This window comes from Acinetobacter genomosp. 15BJ, assembly GCF_000400715.1.
Lineage (GTDB): Bacteria > Pseudomonadota > Gammaproteobacteria > Pseudomonadales > Moraxellaceae > Acinetobacter.
Genome location: NZ_KE007347.1, coordinates 690,483 through 710,220 on the forward strand (window position 1 = coordinate 690,483; position 19,738 = coordinate 710,220).

Annotated in this window: 13 protein-coding genes; 12 read left to right on the forward strand and 1 reads right to left on the reverse strand. The window is 42.8% G+C overall.

What is annotated here, in order from left to right; translation table 11 throughout:
* Positions 1 to 268 precede the first annotated feature (268 nt).
* The 9 genes from F896_RS10825 (at position 269) to F896_RS10785 (ending at position 15,328) form a co-directional block, all read left to right on the forward strand.
* A complete protein-coding gene (locus F896_RS10825) occupies positions 269 to 1,621 on the forward strand; it encodes an MFS transporter (RefSeq protein ID WP_004653233.1) in 1,353 nt (450 codons plus the stop codon).
* Positions 1,622 to 1,649: 28 nt separating this feature from the next.
* Entirely contained in the window at positions 1,650 to 4,196 is a 2,547-nt protein-coding gene (gene nirB / locus F896_RS10820; RefSeq protein WP_016163524.1) for a nitrite reductase large subunit NirB, read from the forward strand.
* 11 nt (positions 4,197 to 4,207) lie between these two features.
* Positions 4,208 to 5,827 (forward strand): nitrite reductase small subunit NirD, encoded by a 1,620-nt coding sequence (nirD, locus tag F896_RS10815; protein ID WP_016163525.1) that lies wholly within the window; start codon positions 4,208 to 4,210, stop codon positions 5,825 to 5,827.
* A gap of 184 nt (positions 5,828 to 6,011) precedes the next feature.
* Positions 6,012 to 8,792: a nitrate reductase gene (locus F896_RS10810; protein WP_032882187.1), complete on the forward strand. Its 2,781-nt coding sequence runs from the start codon at positions 6,012 to 6,014 to the stop codon at positions 8,790 to 8,792.
* Positions 8,789 to 9,400 (forward strand): molybdenum cofactor guanylyltransferase, encoded by a 612-nt coding sequence (gene mobA / locus F896_RS10805; protein ID WP_016163527.1) that lies wholly within the window; start codon positions 8,789 to 8,791, stop codon positions 9,398 to 9,400. Before F896_RS10810 ends, mobA begins: the two co-directional genes overlap by 4 nt.
* A gap of 274 nt (positions 9,401 to 9,674) precedes the next feature.
* The gene (locus F896_RS10800) at positions 9,675 to 9,980 is read left to right on the forward strand and encodes a hypothetical protein (RefSeq protein WP_016163528.1); all 306 of its coding nucleotides are present in this window, start codon (positions 9,675 to 9,677) and stop codon (positions 9,978 to 9,980) included.
* A gap of 89 nt (positions 9,981 to 10,069) precedes the next feature.
* A complete protein-coding gene (locus tag F896_RS10795; protein ID WP_016163529.1) occupies positions 10,070 to 11,854 on the forward strand; it encodes a cholesterol oxidase substrate-binding domain-containing protein in 1,785 nt (594 codons plus the stop codon).
* 69 nt (positions 11,855 to 11,923) lie between these two features.
* Positions 11,924 to 13,177 (forward strand): HlyD family secretion protein, encoded by a 1,254-nt coding sequence (locus F896_RS10790; protein WP_016163530.1) that lies wholly within the window; start codon positions 11,924 to 11,926, stop codon positions 13,175 to 13,177.
* A 15-nt stretch (positions 13,178 to 13,192) separates the two neighbouring features.
* Positions 13,193 to 15,328 carry a peptidase domain-containing ABC transporter gene (locus tag F896_RS10785; protein WP_016163531.1) on the forward strand — a complete coding sequence of 712 codons (2,136 nt, stop codon included), beginning with the start codon at positions 13,193 to 13,195 and terminating at the stop codon, positions 15,326 to 15,328.
* Between the two features lie 92 nt (positions 15,329 to 15,420).
* On the opposite strand, the gene F896_RS10780 is transcribed toward F896_RS10785, so the two are convergent.
* Entirely contained in the window at positions 15,421 to 16,566 is a 1,146-nt protein-coding gene (locus tag F896_RS10780) for a YbfB/YjiJ family MFS transporter (RefSeq protein ID WP_016163532.1), read from the reverse strand.
* Positions 16,567 to 16,813: 247 nt separating this feature from the next.
* Here F896_RS10780 and F896_RS10775 point away from each other — a divergent pair, with 247 nt between their 5' ends.
* The 3 genes from F896_RS10775 (at position 16,814) to F896_RS10765 (ending at position 19,714) form a co-directional block, all read left to right on the forward strand.
* Entirely contained in the window at positions 16,814 to 17,704 is an 891-nt protein-coding gene (locus F896_RS10775; RefSeq protein WP_016163533.1) for a LysR family transcriptional regulator, read from the forward strand.
* A 163-nt stretch (positions 17,705 to 17,867) separates the two neighbouring features.
* A complete protein-coding gene (locus F896_RS10770; RefSeq protein WP_016163534.1) occupies positions 17,868 to 18,854 on the forward strand; it encodes a quinone oxidoreductase family protein in 987 nt (328 codons plus the stop codon).
* Between the two features lie 11 nt (positions 18,855 to 18,865).
* The gene (locus F896_RS10765) at positions 18,866 to 19,714 is read left to right on the forward strand and encodes a TauD/TfdA dioxygenase family protein (RefSeq protein WP_016163535.1); all 849 of its coding nucleotides are present in this window, start codon (positions 18,866 to 18,868) and stop codon (positions 19,712 to 19,714) included.
* Positions 19,715 to 19,738 lie beyond the last annotated feature (24 nt).

The window sequence follows — 19,738 nt, forward strand, 5'->3', positions numbered from 1 at the left end:
AAACGGGTCGCTGTACTGAACTTGCTCTCTTTAACCGAATTGGTATTTATTAAAAATAAAGAATAAATGAATAAAATTATTATAAAACAATGGATAATGTTTTATTGGCATGGTTTTTTTTAGACTTGGCACAGCATTTGCTAACTATTCCTTGAGTCAAAGATGACTTGCAAAATTGTAAGACGGCCAACGATGTCCGATCTGATCGGTTTGTTGATACAGCGTGCTGTATGAACAACACATGATACGTTCAGTATGGGAGATGGCAATGTCTTTAGATTTATCGGCGAAAAAAGCCACATCAATTAAGTTATTCAACTTTTCCGCACCAGCGATGCGGGCATTCCACATGAGTTGGCTTGCTTTCTTCGTTTGTTTCTTTGCTTGGTTTGCTTGTGCACCGTTAATGCCAGTGATTGCAGGCGAGTTCCATCTCACCAAAGATCAGATCGCCAATATTAATATTGCTGCTGTTGCAATCACGATTGTGGTTCGATTAATCGTTGGTCCTCTGTGTGATAAGTATGGCCCACGTAAAACTTATACTGCATTGTTACTGCTAGGCAGCATTCCTGTATTTGGTGTCGCTGCAGCAAATAGTTATGAATCCTTCCTATTTTTCCGCTTATTGATTGGTGCAATTGGCGCCAGCTTTGTGATCACTCAATACCATACCAGCATTATGTTTGCGCCCAATGTTGTGGGCACAGCAAATGCAGCTTCAGCGGGCTGGGGTAATGCAGGTGGCGGTGCGACACAAGCTTTGATGCCTTTACTGTTGTCTGCCTTGGTGATGTTCGGTGTAGAACAAGCCATGGGGTGGAGAATTGCATTGCTTGTACCGGGTGTGATGATGCTGATCGTGGGTGTGCTTTATTGGAAGCTGACCCAAGACTGCCCACAAGGTGATTTTAAAGAACTGCGCGCGCAAGGTGTTGTAGTTGGAAGCGATAAAAAAGGTGGCTTGGCCATCCTAATGCATGCAGCGCGTAACTATCGGGTCTGGATTCTATTCTGCTCTTATGCGGCATGTTTCGGCATTGAGATCTTCATGCACAACATCATCGCGATGTACTACGTTGAGCACTTTAATTTTGGTTTAAAAGAAGCAGGACTGGCAGCAGGGGTTTTTGGTTTGCTGGCACTATTTGCCCGTGCGCTTGGCGGGATTGTTTCAGACAAAGTGGCGCTGAAAAAAGGTTTAGATGGCCGCACCAAAATCTTGTTTCTGTTGATCTTGGGTGAAGGTCTATTCCTGATGCTGTTCGCGCATATGAATAGTGCAGTTCTTGCAATCCTCAGTATGACCATCTTTGCGCTGTTTACCCATATGGCATGTGGCGCAACCTATGCATTGGTTCCCTTTATTGATCGTGAAGCACTCGGTGGCGTGGCTGGCATTATTGGTGCGGGTGGCAATGTCGGTGCAGTCGCAGCAGGATTCTTGCTAAAAGGAATGGTCGATTTTCAAACCTGTTTAATGGTTTTAGGTGGCTTGGTGGTGATTGCTGCAAGCTCGGTGATGCTGATCCGATTCTCGGTAGAGCATAAACAAAAAGAACAACAGCTGTTTGAACAAGCCATGTTGGAACGTCGTTCAGAACAAAGCAGCGCAGCTTAATCAAAGATTCGATTTGAGGAGAAACACAATGAAATTAGTGATGATTGGTCACGGTATGGTGGGGCATAAATTTATCGAAGCCATCTTAGAGAAAGCTGATGATGAATTAGAAATTACCATCCTTGCTGAAGAACCACGTATTGCCTATGACCGCGTACATTTGACTGAATACTTCTCTGGTAAAACAGCAAAAGACCTATCATTGGCTCGTTTTGATTTTGCGGATGCACACGGTATTGATTTAAGACTGAATACCAAAGCGGTGGAGATTAATGCAGCTGAGCAAACGGTGACCACAAATTTCGGTGATGTGATTCATTATGACAAATTGGTCTTAGCAACAGGTTCTTATGCCTTTGTTCCACCAATTTCAGGCAATGATCGTGAAAACTGTTTTGTCTATCGTACCATTGAAGATTTAGATGCCATTCGTGCTGCAAGCTTAAATGCCAAAACAGGTGTGGTAATTGGTGGTGGCTTATTAGGTCTAGAAGCTGCCAAAGCATTGCGAGATTTAAATCTGGAAACCCATGTGGTGGAGTTTGCACCACGTTTGATGGCAGTACAGATTGATGATCTTGGTGGCAAGGTATTGCGCCGTAAAATTGAAAATCTTGGGGTGAAAGTCCATACCCAAAAAGCCACACAATGTATTGAGGCGGGTGATATCACGACACACATCATGAAGTTTGCGGATGGCAGTGAGCTGGAAGCAGACATCATTTTATTCTCAGCGGGGATTCGCCCACGTGATGAATTAGCGCGCGTGAGTGGTTTAGCGTTGGGTGAGCGTGGCGGGATTAAAATTAATGATTATTGCCAAACCTCTGATCAACATATCTATGCGATCGGTGAATGTGCGCTGTGGGATAACAAAATCTACGGTCTGGTCGCACCTGGCTACGACATGGCACGAATCGCTGCAAAACATATCCTAGAAGAAGAAACCCAATGTTTTGCCGGTGCCGATATGAGCACCAAGTTGAAATTGATGGGGGTGGATGTTGCTTCCGTCGGTGATGCGCATGGGATGACGCCAAACTCACTTAGCTATTTTTATGCTGATGAAGATAGCTTGGTTTATAAAAAGATCGTGGTCGATGCAGATAAAACCAAGTTGCTTGGTGCGGTCTTGGTCGGTGATGCCACAGAATATAATGATCTTCTGCAAATGATGTTGAATGGTCTGGCACTACCAGAAACGCCTGAAAGCTTGATCATGCCAGGTTTTGCTGATTCAGGTGCGAAAGCGGGTGGCAGTGGTGTCGATTTATTGCCAGATAGCGCTACCATTTGTTCGTGTAATAACGTGTCTAAAGCGGATATTTGCCAAGCGATTTGTGATGGTTCAACCTCTTTGGGTGCGTTGAAAAAATGTACCAAAGCAGCGACAGCCTGTGGTGGTTGCGCACCTTTAGTCACACAAGTGTTGAAGTCTGAACTACAACGCCAAGGCGTAACAGTGAACAACCACGTCTGTGAGCATTTCCCATACTCACGCCAAGAAATTTATCACTTGGTTCGTGTCAATGAAATCAAAACTTTTGATGATTTGATCCATCAACATGGTCATGGTCTAGGCTGTGATATTTGTAAACCGATGGCGGCTAATATTTTAGCATCGTGTTGGAATGATTTCGTACTTGAACCAAGTCATGCAGGCCTACAAGACAGTAACGATTACTACTTAGGTAATATCCAAAAAGATGGTTCTTACTCGGTTGTGCCGCGTATGGCAGGTGGTGAAGTCACGCCAGATGGTTTAATCGCTGTGGGTCAAATTGCCAAAAAATATAACCTGTATACCAAAATTACCGGTGGACAACGTGTCGACTTATTTGGTGCGCAAATCCATCAACTGCCGTTTATCTGGGAGGAACTCAACGCAGCAGGTTTTGAATCAGGTCATGCTTACGGTAAATCCTTACGTACCGTGAAATCATGCGTGGGTAGCACATGGTGCCGTTATGGTGTTGATGACTCTGTGGGCTTAGCGATTGAACTCGAGAATCGCTATAAAGGCTTACGTTCACCGCATAAATTGAAAATGGCGGTGTCGGGCTGTACCCGTGAATGTGCCGAAGCCCAAGGTAAAGATGTTGGGGTGATTGCAACCGAGAAAGGCTGGAATCTGTATGTCTGTGGAAATGGTGGTATGAAACCACGTCATGCCGAGCTATTGGCATCAGATCTTGATACCGAAACCTTGATTCGTTATATCGACCGTTTCTTTATGTTCTATATCCAAACCGCAGATCGTTTACAACGTACCAGTGTATGGCGTGACAATATGGAAGGCGGTTTGGATTATCTCAAATCAGTGATTGTCGATGACTCCTTAGGATTGGCTGAAGAGCTTGAAAACCGTATGAGCCATGTGATTGGTACTTATCAAGATGAATGGCGTACTGCGGTTGAAGACCCTGAGATTCGTAAACGTTTCCAAACTTATATCAATGCCAGTGCAGAACAGCAAGCTGACCCACATATTCAATTTACCCAAGTACGTGATCAGATTCGTCCTTTGAATGACGCTGAACGTTCAGTCGATCGTATCCCAATGGTTGAAGCATAAGGAGAACTCAAATGACCAGTTTAAAAAACATCGATATGCTGCCAGAAAATCAATGGGTTGAGGTGTGCGCGCTGGATGACATCACACCAAATACAGGTGTAGGGGCGCTGATTGAAGGTCAATCGGTTGCACTGTTTCGTGTCGGTCATGAAAAGCGGATCTATGCACTCAGCAATAAAGATCCATTTAGCCAAGCCAATGTGATGTGTCGCGGCATCATTGGCGATTTACAAGGTGAGCGCGTGATTGCATCGCCGATTTATAAACAACATTTTAGTTTAGCGACGGGGCGTTGTCTGGAAGATAAAGATCAAAAGCTGTTAGTTTTCCCAACCAAAATTGAAAATGGTCGTGTTTGGGTCGGGTCTGTTCCGCAAAAAACCTATATTACCAACAATGGTGCTGCTCAAGAAAAGCAGAAACTGGTGCTGATTGGTAATGGTCTGGCGGGTATGCGCTGCCTAGAAGACCTACTGGATATGGCACCTGATCGTTATGACGTCACGGTGATTGGCGAGGAGCCTTGGGGCAATTACAACCGTATTATGTTGTCGCCTGTACTTTCAGGTGAAAAAACCATTGATGACATTATGCTGCATCCACATGCATGGTATCGCGATAAAGGGATTCAATTTATTGCGGATGATCCTGCTGTAAAGATTGATCGTACTCGTAAAGTGGTACATACCGAGAAAGGTGAAAGTGTTGATTATGACCGTTTGATCATTGCGACAGGTTCATCACCGTTTATTCCACCTGTGCAAGGTGTAGATCTAAAGGGTGTGATCAGCTTCCGTGATATTTATGATGTGAACACCATGATCAAATATTGCGAAACCAAGAAGAATGCGGTGGTGATTGGTGGTGGTTTACTGGGTTTGGAAGCGGCGTATGGACTGAAACAACGTGGCATGAATGTGACAGTTCTACATCTGATGGACCGAATTATGGAGCGTCAGTTGGACGGTCGTGCCAGCGGTATGTTACGTCATAGTATTGAGCAGAAGGGCATCAATATCATTACTGAAGCCAATACCGAAGCTTTGATCGGTGAGGATGGTCATGTCAGTCAAGTCCGCCTTAAAGATGGAACGGTACTGGATGCAGATTTAGTCATTTTTGCGGTCGGGATTCGCCCGAATATTGCCTTGGCTCAAAGTGCAGGACTGCGTTGTAATCGAGGCATCTTAGTCAATGACACCATGCAAACCTTTGATCCAAGTATCTATGCGGTAGGTGAATGCATCGAGCACCGTAATCAAACCTTTGGCTTGGTTGAGCCGTTATGGGGGCAAGCCTTTATCTGTGCAACGCATTTGGCAGAACATGGTAGCTTAACCTTTAAATCACCGACCGTACCAACACAGTTAAAAGTCAGTGGTGTTGATGTGTTCTCCGCTGGGAACTTTGAACCAAAAGAAGATTATGAAGACATCATCCTCAATGATGATAAGCGTCAAATTTACAAACGTATCATTATCCAAAAAGACAAAGTGATTGGTGCGGTTCTGTTTGGTGATACGGAAGATGGGATGTGGTATGCCGAATTGATCGCAGATCAAACCCCTGTTTCTACCTTTAGAAACAAGCTGTTATTTGGTAAAGATTTTGCAATGAAAAAAGCAGGGTGATGAATCTCCCCCTAACCTCCTCTTTATGAAAGCGGGGGAATGCCACGAATTTAAGCAATGATCATGGTTCGTGACTTCCTTCTCTACATGAAAGAGGGACTGTTTTTCAATTATATTTAAGATTTGAATTCGCGGTACTCCTCCCTTGATAAAGGGAGGCTGAGTGGGATTCAAAGGGGCAGTCATGAACAGTATTCAAAATTTAGAACACAGTCGCTCCGATCAAGCAGAAACAATTATTACAAAAACAACATGTCCCTATTGTGGCGTGGGTTGTGGCGTTGATGTCAGTGTCCAACATAAATCGCATGGCACGACGGTACAAGTTGCGGGTGATCTAGACCATCCTTCAAACTTTGGACGACTCTGCATTAAAGGCAGTAACTTAGCCGATACCTTAGGCTTGGAAACTCGTGTCTTACATCCCATGTTTGGCCGTAAAAACCATCGTCAAGTCACGACATGGGATCAGGCAATTGAGAAAATTGCAGAGCAGTTTCAAGCGTGTATTGATCAATATGGAGCAGACAGCGTTGCATTTTATGTCTCAGGACAGTTGCTAACTGAAGACTATTATGTGGTGAATAAGTTTGTAAAAGGCTATTTGGGCACAGCGAATATTGATACCAATTCACGCCTATGTATGTCGTCTGCAGTTGCAGCGCACAAACGTGCCTTCGGCGAGGATATTGTGCCTGCCAGTTATGAAGACTTTGAACATACTGACATGGTGGTTCTGGTTGGCTCTAATACGGCATGGTGTCATCCCGTACTATATCAACGCATCATGCAGGCCAAGAGCACGAATCCTGATTTATTTGTGGTGGTGGTCGATCCTCGTTTTACCAGTACCTGCGAGCAAGCAGATTTACACTTACCAATTTTACCCGGTCAAGATGTGGCTTTATTTAATGGTCTGTTTCAGCATCTTTACCATCATGATTATATTGACCATCATTTTGTAGAGACTTACATTGAGGGTCTAGAGGCTTTATTAGCAGCGAGTGAAAGCGAGCAAGATTTTAATGCCTTGGTGAAACGTACCGGAATTTCTGCAGAAAAATTACAGTTGTTTTTTGATAAGTTTGCTCAAACAGAAAAAGTGATCACCTTGTTTTCGATGGGGGTTAATCAGTCTTCTCAAGGCGTCAATAAAGCCAATAGCATTATCAACTGTCATTTACTGACTGGAAAAATTGGTAAATTAGGTGCAGCACCATTTTCAATGACGGGGCAACCCAATGCCATGGGCGGTCGTGAAGTGGGTGGGCTCGCCAATATGCTGGCAGCACATCTGGATTTAGATAATCCTTCGCATCAACATTTGGTGCAAAGCTTTTGGAACAGCCCAGTGATTGCCAAACAAGCAGGTTTAAAAGCAGTGGATTTATTCCAAGCGGTAGAAAGTGGCAAAATCAAAGCCATCTGGATTATGGCAACCAATCCTGTGGTGAGTTTACCCGATGCAGATCAAGTGAAACGTGCCTTGGAAAAATGCGAGTTTGTCGTAGTCTCCGATATTTGTGCAGATACGGATACCACAGCTTATGCCGATGTGTTGTTACCTGCATTAGGTTGGGGGGAGAAAGATGGTACAGTCACCAATTCTGAACGCCGTATCTCACGGCAACGTGCGTTTTTAAATCCGCCAAAGCAAGCCAAAGCCGATTGGTGGGCGGTCGCACAAGTTGCAAAAAAACTGGGTTTTACTGGTTTTGAGTTTAGTCATGCTTGTGACATTTTTAATGAACATGCGGCTTTATCGGCCTATCAAAATGCCAGTGTTGATCAACGTGACCAAGTTGAAAATTTTCGTTATTTCAACTTAAAAGGCCTAATGAATTTAAGTTTGGATGAATATAACCATTTACGCCCAACCCAATGGCCAGTCTGGGAGAAAGGGCAAAGTGTTGCAGTGGAGCAGTTATTTGATCGCGGCAGTTTTAGCCATAAGAATAAGAAAGCCAAACTGATTCCTACTGTTTCAATTGATCCAGAGCATCCCATCTCCGAAGATTATCCATTGGTGTTGAATACAGGACGTATCCGTGATCAATGGCATACCATGACCCGCACGGGTCTATCGGCAAACCTTACCACGCATCGCGCTGAACCATTTTGCGAGATTCACCCGAATGATGCGTTAAAATTTGGTATCCGAGATAAAGCTTTGGTGGAAGTCCGTTCACAATGGGGCCGTTGTGTGTTGCGGGTAACTTTGGCACAAGGTGTGCGTCGTGGCCAAATCTTCGCCCCGATTCACTGGACTGAGCAGGTGGCTTCTGATGCGCGGATTGGTAAAGTGGTCAATCCTGTAGTGGATGCGATTTCAGGTGAGCCTGAGTTTAAACATACGCCTGTGGCCATTCAGCCATTTCATACCACTTGGCAAGGGGTGCTCTATGTACGTGAAGGCTTTGAACATCATATCAAAGCATCATTGCAAAGTTGTGCATGGTGGACCAAGATCAAAACTGCGAAAGCGATGCGTTATGAAATTGCTGATCGTCATAGCATTGATGAGACCCAAAAGAATCTGAAAAGCTTCCTGCCTTTTGTGGATGAAACCTATGAATGGTTAAGTCTGGAGGATATTTCATCGCAACTCAGCCATAGTGTGATTTTAAAAGAAGGTATTCTGATTGCCAGTTTATATATTGCGCCTGTAGATTTATTGCCAAATCGGGATTGGGTGGCGAGTCTATTTAAACGTGAACGACTAAGTGCTTTGCATCGTAAAGCTTTGCTGGCAGGGATGCCGATGTCTGCGGCAAATAACGATGGACCATTGGTCTGTAGTTGCTTTAAAGTGGGTAAAAATAAGATTATCGAAGCCATTAAAACGCAAAATATTACCCATGAAAAACAAGTTACGGCATGTTTAAAAGCAGGTGGCAATTGTGGTTCTTGTTTGCCTGAGATTCGTGGTCTGATTAAAACCTGTCAATTGGAGGCAGAAGCATGAATACCGAATATCCTGCTACAGATCTGGTGATCTTAGCAGGAGGGCAAGCGCGCCGTATGAATGGTACAAATAAACTGTTACAACAGTTTGATGATCAGATTCAGCTGTCAAAAATATGTGAAAGTTTTAAGACTCAGGTTCAACACATTTGGGTGAATAGCCACCGTGATAGCTCGATTTACAAACAGATTGAACCTGATATTGAATGCTATGCAGATGATCAACAGGGTTTCCTTGGCCCATTGATGGGTATGAAAAGTGCGTGGTCACATCTGCAAGCCGACTATGCTTTATTTATTCCTTGTGATGTGACTTATATTCCCAGTCAGACTTTGGTTAAACTTCATCGTGCTTTGCAAAAGCAGCCGCTGGCGCAAGTGGCTTATGTGAATATGAATGGAGATGCTTTATATCCATTTTGTTTACTTAAGCGAGAAAGTTTATCGGTATTGGAGCAAGCGATTGCTGAGAATAGACTGAGTTTGCGAGATTGTTTTAAACAATTGGATGCACAGGCGGTGGCATTTCAAAAGCAAAATCTCTTTTTTCACAGTATTAATTCCTTAGATGAATTACAGCAATATAAGCAGTTGTCCAGTTGCAACTAAAATGGGTTATTTCGCTCTAGCCAAAGCACAAGGTAATTATGGTTTTAATAAATTTTATAAATTTAAACTGTTAAAAATAAAGTAATTAGTTCTATTTTTAATTTGTTTTAAACGATTTTTTATTTATTCTAAACAAAGCATAATTAGTGTGATTTATATCACTATATATTATTAAACTGTAATATTTATCATATTTTTTGACTGTATGATGAAATTGAATCTGGGAAAACTAGATTCTTTTCATGAAATATCAATCAAAAAAAAGGTGAATATTATGAGTTTAAAAGAATTAAGTCTTGAAGAAATTAACCAAGTTTCAGGTGCTGGTACTCTGGTCGGTGATTCAATCATTAATGCAGTCAATTTTGGCAATCAATTTTTAAATAATCCGCTTATCTCTTCAGTTGGTGTGGCATTTAGTGCCGTTGGTCTTAAATCGGTTCATCAAGCAGCGGATACCACAGGTTATGTCGCCTCTAAGACTGGCATTGCATTAGGTCGCGCATTGGGTGGAGATGTCCCAGAAACCCAGAACCACTATGAAAAAGAAAAAGGCGAAGGCTTATATACAACCACTTAACTTAACATGCTGTGCAAGAAAGGAATGATCCGTTATTCCTTTCTTTTTGTTTTTTTATAACGCTATAAATTTTAATAAAAGTGAATAAAATGAATGAACAAACAACGAATATCGATGAAAGTAAGCGTGATTTTCTAAAAAAAATGCTAGGACTGGCAAGCGCTGGTGTCGTTGCGAGCTGGTTTCCTACCACTAAAGTAAACGCCGCATTTTTTCAACCCTCTGAACGACCAGCTAATTTCCCAAACGTTGAACTTTATAAGCAACGTTATGAGAACTGGTCTGGTGAATTGATTGTGGAAAAGGTTTGGACCTGTTCACCTAAAACCGTTGTCGAAGTTTTGCTTGTGATTAATTGGGCGTATAACAACAATTATAAAATTAGAGCCAAGGGAATGTCGCACAATTGGTCGCCAATAATGTTGGACCAAGCCGCGGACAATACACGTATTTTATTGGTGGATATGGTGTCACATATTAACCGTATCCAAATATCATCATCAGGACGAATTGTTACCGCTGAAGCTGGCGTTTTAATGCAAGACCTTTTGCAAGCAATGGAAGATCGTGGTTTAGGTTTTGTTGCAACACCTGCACCGGGCGATTTAACCATTGGTGGTGTATTGGCAATTGATGGACATGGTACTGGGATTCCTGCTTTAAATGAGCAGCGCCAATTAGGACAGACTTATGGTTCGATTAGCAATTTGATCACTTCAATTACCGCTGTGGTTTTTGATCCTCAGACCAAAACCTATATACCTCAAGTTTTTTTCCGTGATCATGACGACATTAGTGCTTTATTGGTGCATTTAGGACGCGCTTTTATTTTATCGGTACAACTGCAAAGTGCCAAAAATCAGTATTTACGTTGCGAAAGTTTAATGAATGTCCATTATAAAGAGCTTTTCGCATCGAATCCAAAAGCTGGGCGAACATTTACATCTTATCTGGATAAAGCGGGTCGTGTTGAGGCAATCTGGTTTCCGTTTACTGATTATCCTTGGCTTAAAGTATGGTCTGTGACCGAAACCAAGCCACTCAGCGCAAAAATTGTCAGACATCCGTTCAACTATTGGTTTTCGGACAATATTCCCAAGCCGATTACCGATTTGATCCATGACATCATTATTGCCGGGCAAGGGTATTTAACACCGAGCTTTGGTCAATTACAGGCGAAAATTTCGTACTTGGGATTACAAGGGTCTATGTTCTCAGGAACATCAAAGGTATTGAGTGGTGGTCTGGTGAGTACGCAGACAAAGGATTTATGGGGAGCTTCCAAAAATCTTTTACTTTATGTCAAGCCTACGACACTGCGAGTAACTGCGAATGGTTATGCTGTACTGACATCGCGTCAAAATGTCCAAAAGATTATTCACGATTTCTGTGAAAACTATCAGCAGCGTGTTAATGCCTATCGCACTTTGAACAGATATCCAATGAATGGTCCTGTTGAAATTCGTGTAACAGGACTAGATCAAGCCAGTGATTCAATTGTTCCGAATGCAAAAACTGCGGCGCTATCTGCAATTAAACCATGCCCGAATCATCCAGAGTGGGATTGTGCAGTTTGGTTTGACATCTTAACGCTTCCCAACACGCCCTATGCAGCAGAATTTTATGCAGAGACAGAACTGTGGATGCACCAACATTATCGCGGCGATAGCTTGATTCGTCCCGAGTGGTCTAAAGGCTGGGGCTATACGCAAGAGAAGGCTTGGGCCAATGACTGGTATTTAAATCAAGAAATTCCCTATGTTCATGCGCTTCATCAACCACTCAGTCTAACCATTGCTGAAGCGAAGAAGGTACTTCATCGACTAGATCCAAGCCGTTTGTTTAGTTCGCCTCTGATTGACCGCTTACTGTAACGATTTCTAGTTTATATCTAAAAATCGTTTGCTGTTGGCATTGGTTTTTTGTATGGGGTGATCACTGGCATGTTTAGAAAAGAGGCGCTAGACGCACAACAATCTAAGTGGGTGGGGCATATCGTTTTACTTCGCCCTATTTCATTTACTTGGGTGACGGTATTTGCTGCCGTCGTCGGTATCGCTATTTTGCTGTTTTTATTTTTGGGTAGTTACACGAAACGGATTTCGGTCACTGGACAACTCATGCCAAGCACGGGGCTTATACAAGTCTATAGCCCTGATAGAGGAATTGTGGTTGAAAAACTTGTTAAAGAGAATCAGGCTGTTAAACGTGGCGATGTGCTCTATACCATTTCCACCAGCCGATTTGATAAACATGATAGTTATAATGCTCTATTACAGTCTCAGATTGAAATGAAGCAACAGACTTTAGAGCAAGAGCGAATACAGACCAAAGCTTTGTATGTCTCGGATGTAACGCAAAAGCAAAATGAGATCCGAAGTCTAGAACAGGACATTACTCAATTAAACCGCTTGATTGAGCAACAGCGACATCGAGTCAGTCTTGCAAAGGAAAATGTTGCGCGTTATCACGATTTATTGAAACGAGAAATTGTTGCGGAAGTTGATTATCAGAGTCGACAGGATTTCTATTTTAACCAAAACGTACAATTACAAAATTATGAACGTGAAAAGCTGGCAAAACTTTCCGACTTACAAAATCGTAAATTAGAGTTAGCCGCGTTAAAAGCAAAAAATGAAAATGAATTTAGCCAGCTGAATCGGCTGGTTGCGACCACCAATCAAGAGTTTATCGAAAATCAGGCCAGTGATCGTGTAATTATCCGTTCAAATCTAGATGGAGTCATCACCTCGATTAATGCAGAAATTGGACAGCATGTTGATGTCACTAAGCCATTACTCCACATCATTCCTGATAAATCTGAATTGAATGCCTTTCTCTATGTCCCTAGCCAGGCTGTCGGTTTTATCAAGTTAAATCAACCGATTAAATTACGTTATCAAGCCTATCCTTATCAGAAGTTTGGACAGGGTAATGGTTATATTTACGAGATTTCAGATACAGCCATGGCTTCACAAGATTTGATGAGTATTGGCAATAATCAAATTAGCCCAACGCTTAATAACCAGCCTGTATATCTAGTCAAAGTTAAATTAAGTCAGAAAGCAATCTCTGTTTATGGTGAACAGCGACCTTTAAAAGTGGGTTTGATATTTGATGCAGATATCTTGCAAGAAAAACGTAAGTTATATGAGTGGGTCTTAGAACCGTTGTATACCATTTCCGGAAAAATATAATAAAAGCAGAGTTAAATGTACGATTTAGATAAACTTTCTTTTTCCTTCCACTCTAAACTTTCAGTTATTTTACAGACTGAAGCGACAGAGTGTGGGCTGGCATGCCTAGCTATGCTGGCTGACTATCATGGTTATGAGTCGGATTTAGCGACATTGCGTCAGCGTTTTCCTGTGTCAGCAAAGGGAAGCACTTTAACGCATCTGTTAAATATTAGTCATCAACTGAACTTTGTAAGTCGTCCCTTAAAGTTAGAGTTGGGTGATTTAGATCAACTAAAAAAGCCATGTATTCTACATTGGGATTTTAATCACTTTGTGGTGCTTGAGCGGGTCAGTAAAAACAAAATTATAATCGTGGACCCTGCATTTGGGCGTAAACAATTAAGTCTTAAGGAAGCCTCTTTGCATTTTACTGGGGTTGCATTAGAAGTATGGCCCAATTTGGACTTTGAAGAAAGAAAAGATAAACAAGAAATTAAGATTCATAACCTGCTTGGTCATGTTAAAGGTATTTGGAAATCCTTAGGCCAAATTTTGGTCTTGGCGCTAGTGCTGGAAATCTTTGCCTTGACCAGCCCATTTTTTATGCAATGGGTAATTGATCATGTCATCGTATCAGCAGATTCTGATTTACTCACCATACTGGCATTAGGTTTTGGATTGCTGATGGTATTGCAGCAAGTCATTAGTTTGCTTCGTTCTTGGTTTGTTCTATTTATGAGTACGCATCTAAACATACAATGGCGAGGCAACGTGTTTAGCCACTTGATGCATGTTCCTGTGGCTTATTACGAGCGCCGCTCTCTCGGGGATATTGTCTCTCGATTTGGTTCGATTGATCGCATTCAGCAAACATTGACCACGACCTTCTTAGAAGCGATTCTTGATGGAATGATGACAACATTTACCATCATTCTCATGTTTATCTATAGTCCTAAATTAGCGGTCATTGCGTTGATCACCATGTGTCTTTATGGGCTTATCCGTTGGATTTGGTATGCTCCTTTGCGCAGGTCGACAGAAGCACAAATTATCCATGCGGCTAAACAAAGTAGCCATTTTATGGAAACAATCCGCGGTGCGAAAACAATTAAATTATTTCAAAGACAAGATATTCGGCGTTCGACTTGGCTAGGTCTATTGGTGAATCAGGTCAATGCTGATCTGGTCACCCAAAAGTTGGGACTGATGTTTCGCTTAGCCAATGGCATTTTATTCGGTGTAGAAAACATTCTGATCATTTGGTTTGGTGCGACTCTAATTTTAGAGGGGCAGTTCACAGTGGGGGCTTTAATGGCATTTATGGCATATAAAAATCAGTTCGATGGTCGTATCGCAGGTTTAATTGATAAATATATTCAGTTGAAAATGTTACAGATTGATGCTGAGCGATTGGCTGACATTGTACTCACCCAACCTGAGAAACTTCATGGAGAACGAATTGAACAAGAGAATGATAGCGCTCAGCCTATCATTCAGGTAAAAAACCTGACATTCCAATATTCTGAGACAGATCCTGTTATTTTGAATGAGATTAATTTTAGTATCCCCAGAAATCAATCGGTGGTTATTGTTGGACCAACCGGTTGTGGGAAAACCACATTGATGCATCTTTTGTTAGGGGTACATTCGGTCAGTTCGGGCGAGATTCAAATGTTAGGTAAATCAATTGATAAGTTAGGGTTGAACGATTTACGCAATCAAATTGGCACAGTATTGCAAGATGACATCCTATTTGCAGGTTCGATTGCAGAAAACATCTGTTTCTTTGATCCTTATCCCGATCAGGCGTGGGTTGAATCTTGCGCTCAGCTGGCATCGGTGCATGAAGATATTTTAAGAATGCCTATGGCTTACCATACACTGGTTGGTGAGTTAGGCTCTATGTTATCAGGTGGGCAAAAACAAAGAATATTATTAGCCCGAGCACTTTATAAAAAACCAAAAATCTTATTTATGGATGAGGCAACCAGCAATCTTGATTTGCAAAAAGAAAGGGAGGTTAATCGAAATATCAAGGCAATGAATATTACCCGAATCTTCATTGCTCATCGTCCCGAGACCATTGCAACAGCGGATCGGATGATTGCACTGCAAGAGGGTGTCATTGTTCAAGATATCCTTCTGGAACAGAAAAAATGTGCTGAATAGAGAAGATGTCGTTGTTTAGAGTAAGCTCAAAGCTTAGAGAAGTATTTGGTTCATTGCTTTATAAGCAGAGTCTATCGAGTTATAGCATTCCATTACGTTGTTTTCAGACTGATTGCAGTGGCAATGAATAAAGCAGAACAAGCAGCCAGCAATGAACTGTTGAATGTGTGATGAATAGAAAATAAAGCATTTGATACGATTGGACCAATGATCTGGCCTAAGCCATAGACGACGGTCATTAAGGCAATTAAATTATTTTGTGCTTGGCGAGCAATACGCTGTGCCACTGGCATGACAATCGTGACTGTTCCCATAAAGGTTGCACCGACCAATAATGCACTGAGCAAATAACCTAAAGTCGTTGGAAAAAGGGTCGGCAATACAACACCGAAAGCCTGTAATCCAAGATTAGAGGATAAAGCGACTTGTGTGCCAAAGCTGCTGTGGATGCGATGCCAGAAAAAACAGGAAGGAATCGCACCTAAACCAAAGATTGCCCAGATCTGTGCCGCATCAAGATTAGGTAGGGCATTTTTGACCAATAAGGGTAAGTAGGTTGCGGTAATGATGTAGCCAAAACCCGCCAAGGCATAAATCAGAATCAGAGCGTATGTGTGGGGAGCTTTGCGATTTTTGCTCAAGATCTGCTGAGTTGAAACAGGGTTAGGTTGAGCCCGTGATAAACCAAACATTGCTATACAGCCAAGGACCAAACTGGATAGGCCGAGCAATAACCACAGTATTTTACTGTGCCAACTCAGATGCGTGCCAAAAACCAAAAGCTCAGCAGAGACTGCAATCCCGAGACCAACCCCTGCATATAAAATAGGGGCTTGATGTGTTTGTTTCTGCTGTTCGAGCAGCCATAACGAGGCGGACACCATGGCGAAAGCACTAAAAACCCCAGCCAACCCGCGAATCAAGATAATCAGGCCAATTGTGTTAATACAGCTGAGCAGAATAAGACAAAGGGCTGTACCCATAGCAGCGATAATGCTACAGAAATAACTCTGTTGGGATCTAATCTTGATCGCAAATAAAGCACCGAACAGATAGCCCGCATAGTTTGCGGAAGCAGCCAAACTGGCATGCTGTAAATTGATGATGCCTTCATCAATCATATGCGGGTAGACCGCGGTAAACGCAAAGCGCCCAAAACCCATGCCAATTGCCATAATCAGCGCGGCACTGATCGCTGATTGTAGGGCGTTGTTGCTGTTTTTTGCTGGCCCAGTCATGACTTGTTCACTCCAACAATTAGTCGCTATGACTCATGTGTGCGAGAGGTTGTGCTTTGGCAAGAAGTTTGTAGTCAAATACATAGAGTCCATAGCTAAAGAAACTTAAAATACAGATTAAAAATAATAGCTTATTAGCAGACATGGTTTGAAGTATCTTTAGATATTGAGAAATGAATAAACATTTAAACAGGCAGCATTAATCATGTAAAATGATTTGAAATGATACTAACTATCTCTAATAGTGATGGCGATGCAGATTAAATCTTTAGAAATTTTTATGATGGTGGTGAAGTTAGGCAGTTTCTCCGAGGCGGCAAAAGCGCTTTATACCGTACAATCCAATGTCACCAGTCATATCAAAAAACTGGAAACAGAATTGAATGTTGAGTTGCTACATCGCCAAAATCCAATTCAACCGACCAGAGCAGGGGTGCAGTTGTATGGTTATGCTGAGAAAATATTGCATCTGCAGAATGAGCTGTTAGACACGTTTTCCCATAGTCAGCTCACAGCCAATTTCCCTTTAGAGATCGGGAGTATGGAAACCACGGCTGCGGTTCGATTGCCATCATTGTTCCGCGATTTACAACAGCACAGCCCAGATTTTCCTTTTGCGCTATCAACCGCACCCACACGAGATTTGATTGATTTAGTCCATGCATCCAAGCTGGATTGTGCATTTGTGGCACATCATGCACCGATTGACGGGATGTTTAATTTACATGTCTGGACTGAGCAATTGGTGCTTATTTCCTCAACGCATGTGCCTGAACGACTTACAAATGAGGATCTGATTCAAAAGAGGTTTATTGCCTTTAAGCAAGGTTGTAGTTACCGCAAAGCCATTGATCAGTTCTTATCTGTCCATCATTTACCTGCAGCTAATGTGATTGAAATGGGCAGCCTAGATGGCATTATCAGTTGTGTCAGTCTAGATGTTGGTCTTGCAATTTTACCGATCAGCTATGTACAGCAATCCCATTTCGCCGAAAGTGTGAAGATTCATCCCATTGACTCAACTACAGCGCAGATCAATACCTATCTAATCGCGCATCGTGATATGAGTACATGGGCAACCAATATGCACCATTTCGTTGAGCATGTGAAAGGCATGAATCAGCAGCTTGAGAAATAACCTATACGCTTTGCGTCGCCCTATAAAAGAATCTTATCGATTGAGCATTTGTCGCCAAAGGTGATGTGCGTGTCGTGTTAAGTAAAGTCGACGCTCTCCTGAGTGTTGTATTTTTTAGTCATGCTGCTTCGGCACTGAATAAAAATACAAGATGGATAGGAAAATGACGTTGAATAAAGCGATACGGTTCTACGGAACAGGGACACCAGAGGTGATGCGCTATGAGGACATCGAAGTTGGCGCACCTGCGGTTGGTCAAGTACGCCTACGCCACGTAGCCGTGGGCCTGAATTATGCAGATACCTATTTCCGCGATGGAACTTATCCGATTCCCTTACCGAATGGTATGGGGGTCGAAGCCTCTGGCATCATCGAAGCGGTGGGTGACGGCGTAACGGATTTTGTGGTGGGTGATCGCGTCACTTATACGGGGTTTCTGAATACGCTTGGCGCTTATAGCACCGAACGCCTTATTGCGGCTGATGCATTAATCAAACTACCTGACGATATTTCCTGTGAAACTGCGGCTGCAATGACCATGCGCGGTTTAACTGCAGCGTATTTGATGCGTCGTATCTATGACTTTAAAGCTGGTGATTGCATTTTATTACATGCTGCCGCAGGTGGTGTGGGGCTGATTGTATCGCAGTGGGCCAAACTGTTGGGCTTAAGCGTGATAGGGACCACCTCTACGGATGAAAAAGCAGCCGTAGCGCGTGCCTATGGCTGTGATCATGTGATTAATTACAGCCATGAAAATGTGGCTGAACGGGTGCGTGAATTGACTGATGGCATTGGGGTCAATGTGGTTTTTGATAGTGTTGGCAAAAATACCTTTATGGCCTCATTAGACTCGCTCAAACGCCGTGGTTTATTGGTTTGCGTAGGTACCGCATCAGGGCCAATTCCTGACTTTAACCCTGTGCTATTGGCAATGAAAGGTTCGCTGTTTATCACCCGTCCAGCTTTAGCCGATTATATTGCCGATCCAGAAGAAAAAAGAGCCTTAGCCAAGGAGCTGTTTGATCATGTGAGTAGTGGTCGTATCAAGATCGAGATCAATCATCGCTATGCACTTGAAGATGCCGTACAAGCACATCGTGATCTGGAAGCACGTAAAACCATAGGTTCATCCATTTTTGTAATTTGAAGGGATTTCTGATGCAAATTGAACAGTTAACTTGCAATATTGGTGCACAACTACGTGGTGTCCACTTAGCCGATGCGATTCATGATGATGGGCTATTCACTGAAATTCGGACACAATTGCTGAAACATCGCGTGGTGTTCTTGCGTAATCAGCAGATGACGCGGGCTGAACATGTGGCTTTTGCCGAACGTTTTGGGCCGTTGGAGGATCATCCTGCGGTGGGTAGTCATCCTGATCATCCAGGTTTGGTGCAAATTTATAAACATCCTGATAGCCCGATTGATCGGTATGAAAATGCGTGGCATAGCGATGCCAGCTGGCGCCAAATTCCACCGATGGGATGTGTACTGCGTTGTGTGGAATGCCCACCTGTTGGCGGCGATACCATGTGGACCAATATGGTCATGGCCTATGAAAATCTGCCTGAAGATATCAAGGAAAAGATTGCGCCTTTACGTGCCTATCACAGTATCGAAGCCAGTTTTGGTGCTGCCATGCCCATCGAAAAACGTCTGGCATTGAAGGCACAGTTTCCAGATGCTGAGCATCCTGTCGTGCGAACGCATCCAGAGACAGGTGAGCAGATTCTCTACGTCAATGCATTCACCACCCATTTTAGTAATTACCACACCAAAGATCGCGTGCGTTTCGGGCAAGATGCCAATCCAGGCGCTGGAGATTTACTACGGTATTTGATAACCCAAGCGGCGATTCCTGAATATCAGGTACGTTGGAGTTGGGAGCCGAATAGCATCGCCATTTGGGATAATCGTAGTACCCAACATTATGCGGTGATGGATTACCCGCCATGCCATCGCAAAATGGAACGGGCAGGCATTGTCGGTGATGCAACCTATTAAATTCCAAATCCAAACTTTTTAACT

Coding starts and splice junctions, on each gene's coding strand:
- F896_RS10825 (WP_004653233.1), top strand. CDS start 269: ATGTCTTTAGATTTATCGGCGAAAAAAGCCACATCAATTAAGTTATTC.
- nirB (WP_016163524.1), top strand. CDS start 1,650: ATGAAATTAGTGATGATTGGTCACGGTATGGTGGGGCATAAATTTATC.
- nirD (WP_016163525.1), top strand. CDS start 4,208: ATGACCAGTTTAAAAAACATCGATATGCTGCCAGAAAATCAATGGGTT.
- F896_RS10810 (WP_032882187.1), top strand. CDS start 6,012: ATGAACAGTATTCAAAATTTAGAACACAGTCGCTCCGATCAAGCAGAA.
- mobA (WP_016163527.1), top strand. CDS start 8,789: ATGAATACCGAATATCCTGCTACAGATCTGGTGATCTTAGCAGGAGGG.
- F896_RS10800 (WP_016163528.1), top strand. CDS start 9,675: ATGAGTTTAAAAGAATTAAGTCTTGAAGAAATTAACCAAGTTTCAGGT.
- F896_RS10795 (WP_016163529.1), top strand. CDS start 10,070: ATGAATGAACAAACAACGAATATCGATGAAAGTAAGCGTGATTTTCTA.
- F896_RS10790 (WP_016163530.1), top strand. CDS start 11,924: ATGTTTAGAAAAGAGGCGCTAGACGCACAACAATCTAAGTGGGTGGGG.
- F896_RS10785 (WP_016163531.1), top strand. CDS start 13,193: ATGTACGATTTAGATAAACTTTCTTTTTCCTTCCACTCTAAACTTTCA.
- F896_RS10780 (WP_016163532.1), bottom strand. CDS start 16,566: ATGACTGGGCCAGCAAAAAACAGCAACAACGCCCTACAATCAGCGATC.
- F896_RS10775 (WP_016163533.1), top strand. CDS start 16,814: ATGGCGATGCAGATTAAATCTTTAGAAATTTTTATGATGGTGGTGAAG.
- F896_RS10770 (WP_016163534.1), top strand. CDS start 17,868: ATGACGTTGAATAAAGCGATACGGTTCTACGGAACAGGGACACCAGAG.
- F896_RS10765 (WP_016163535.1), top strand. CDS start 18,866: ATGCAAATTGAACAGTTAACTTGCAATATTGGTGCACAACTACGTGGT.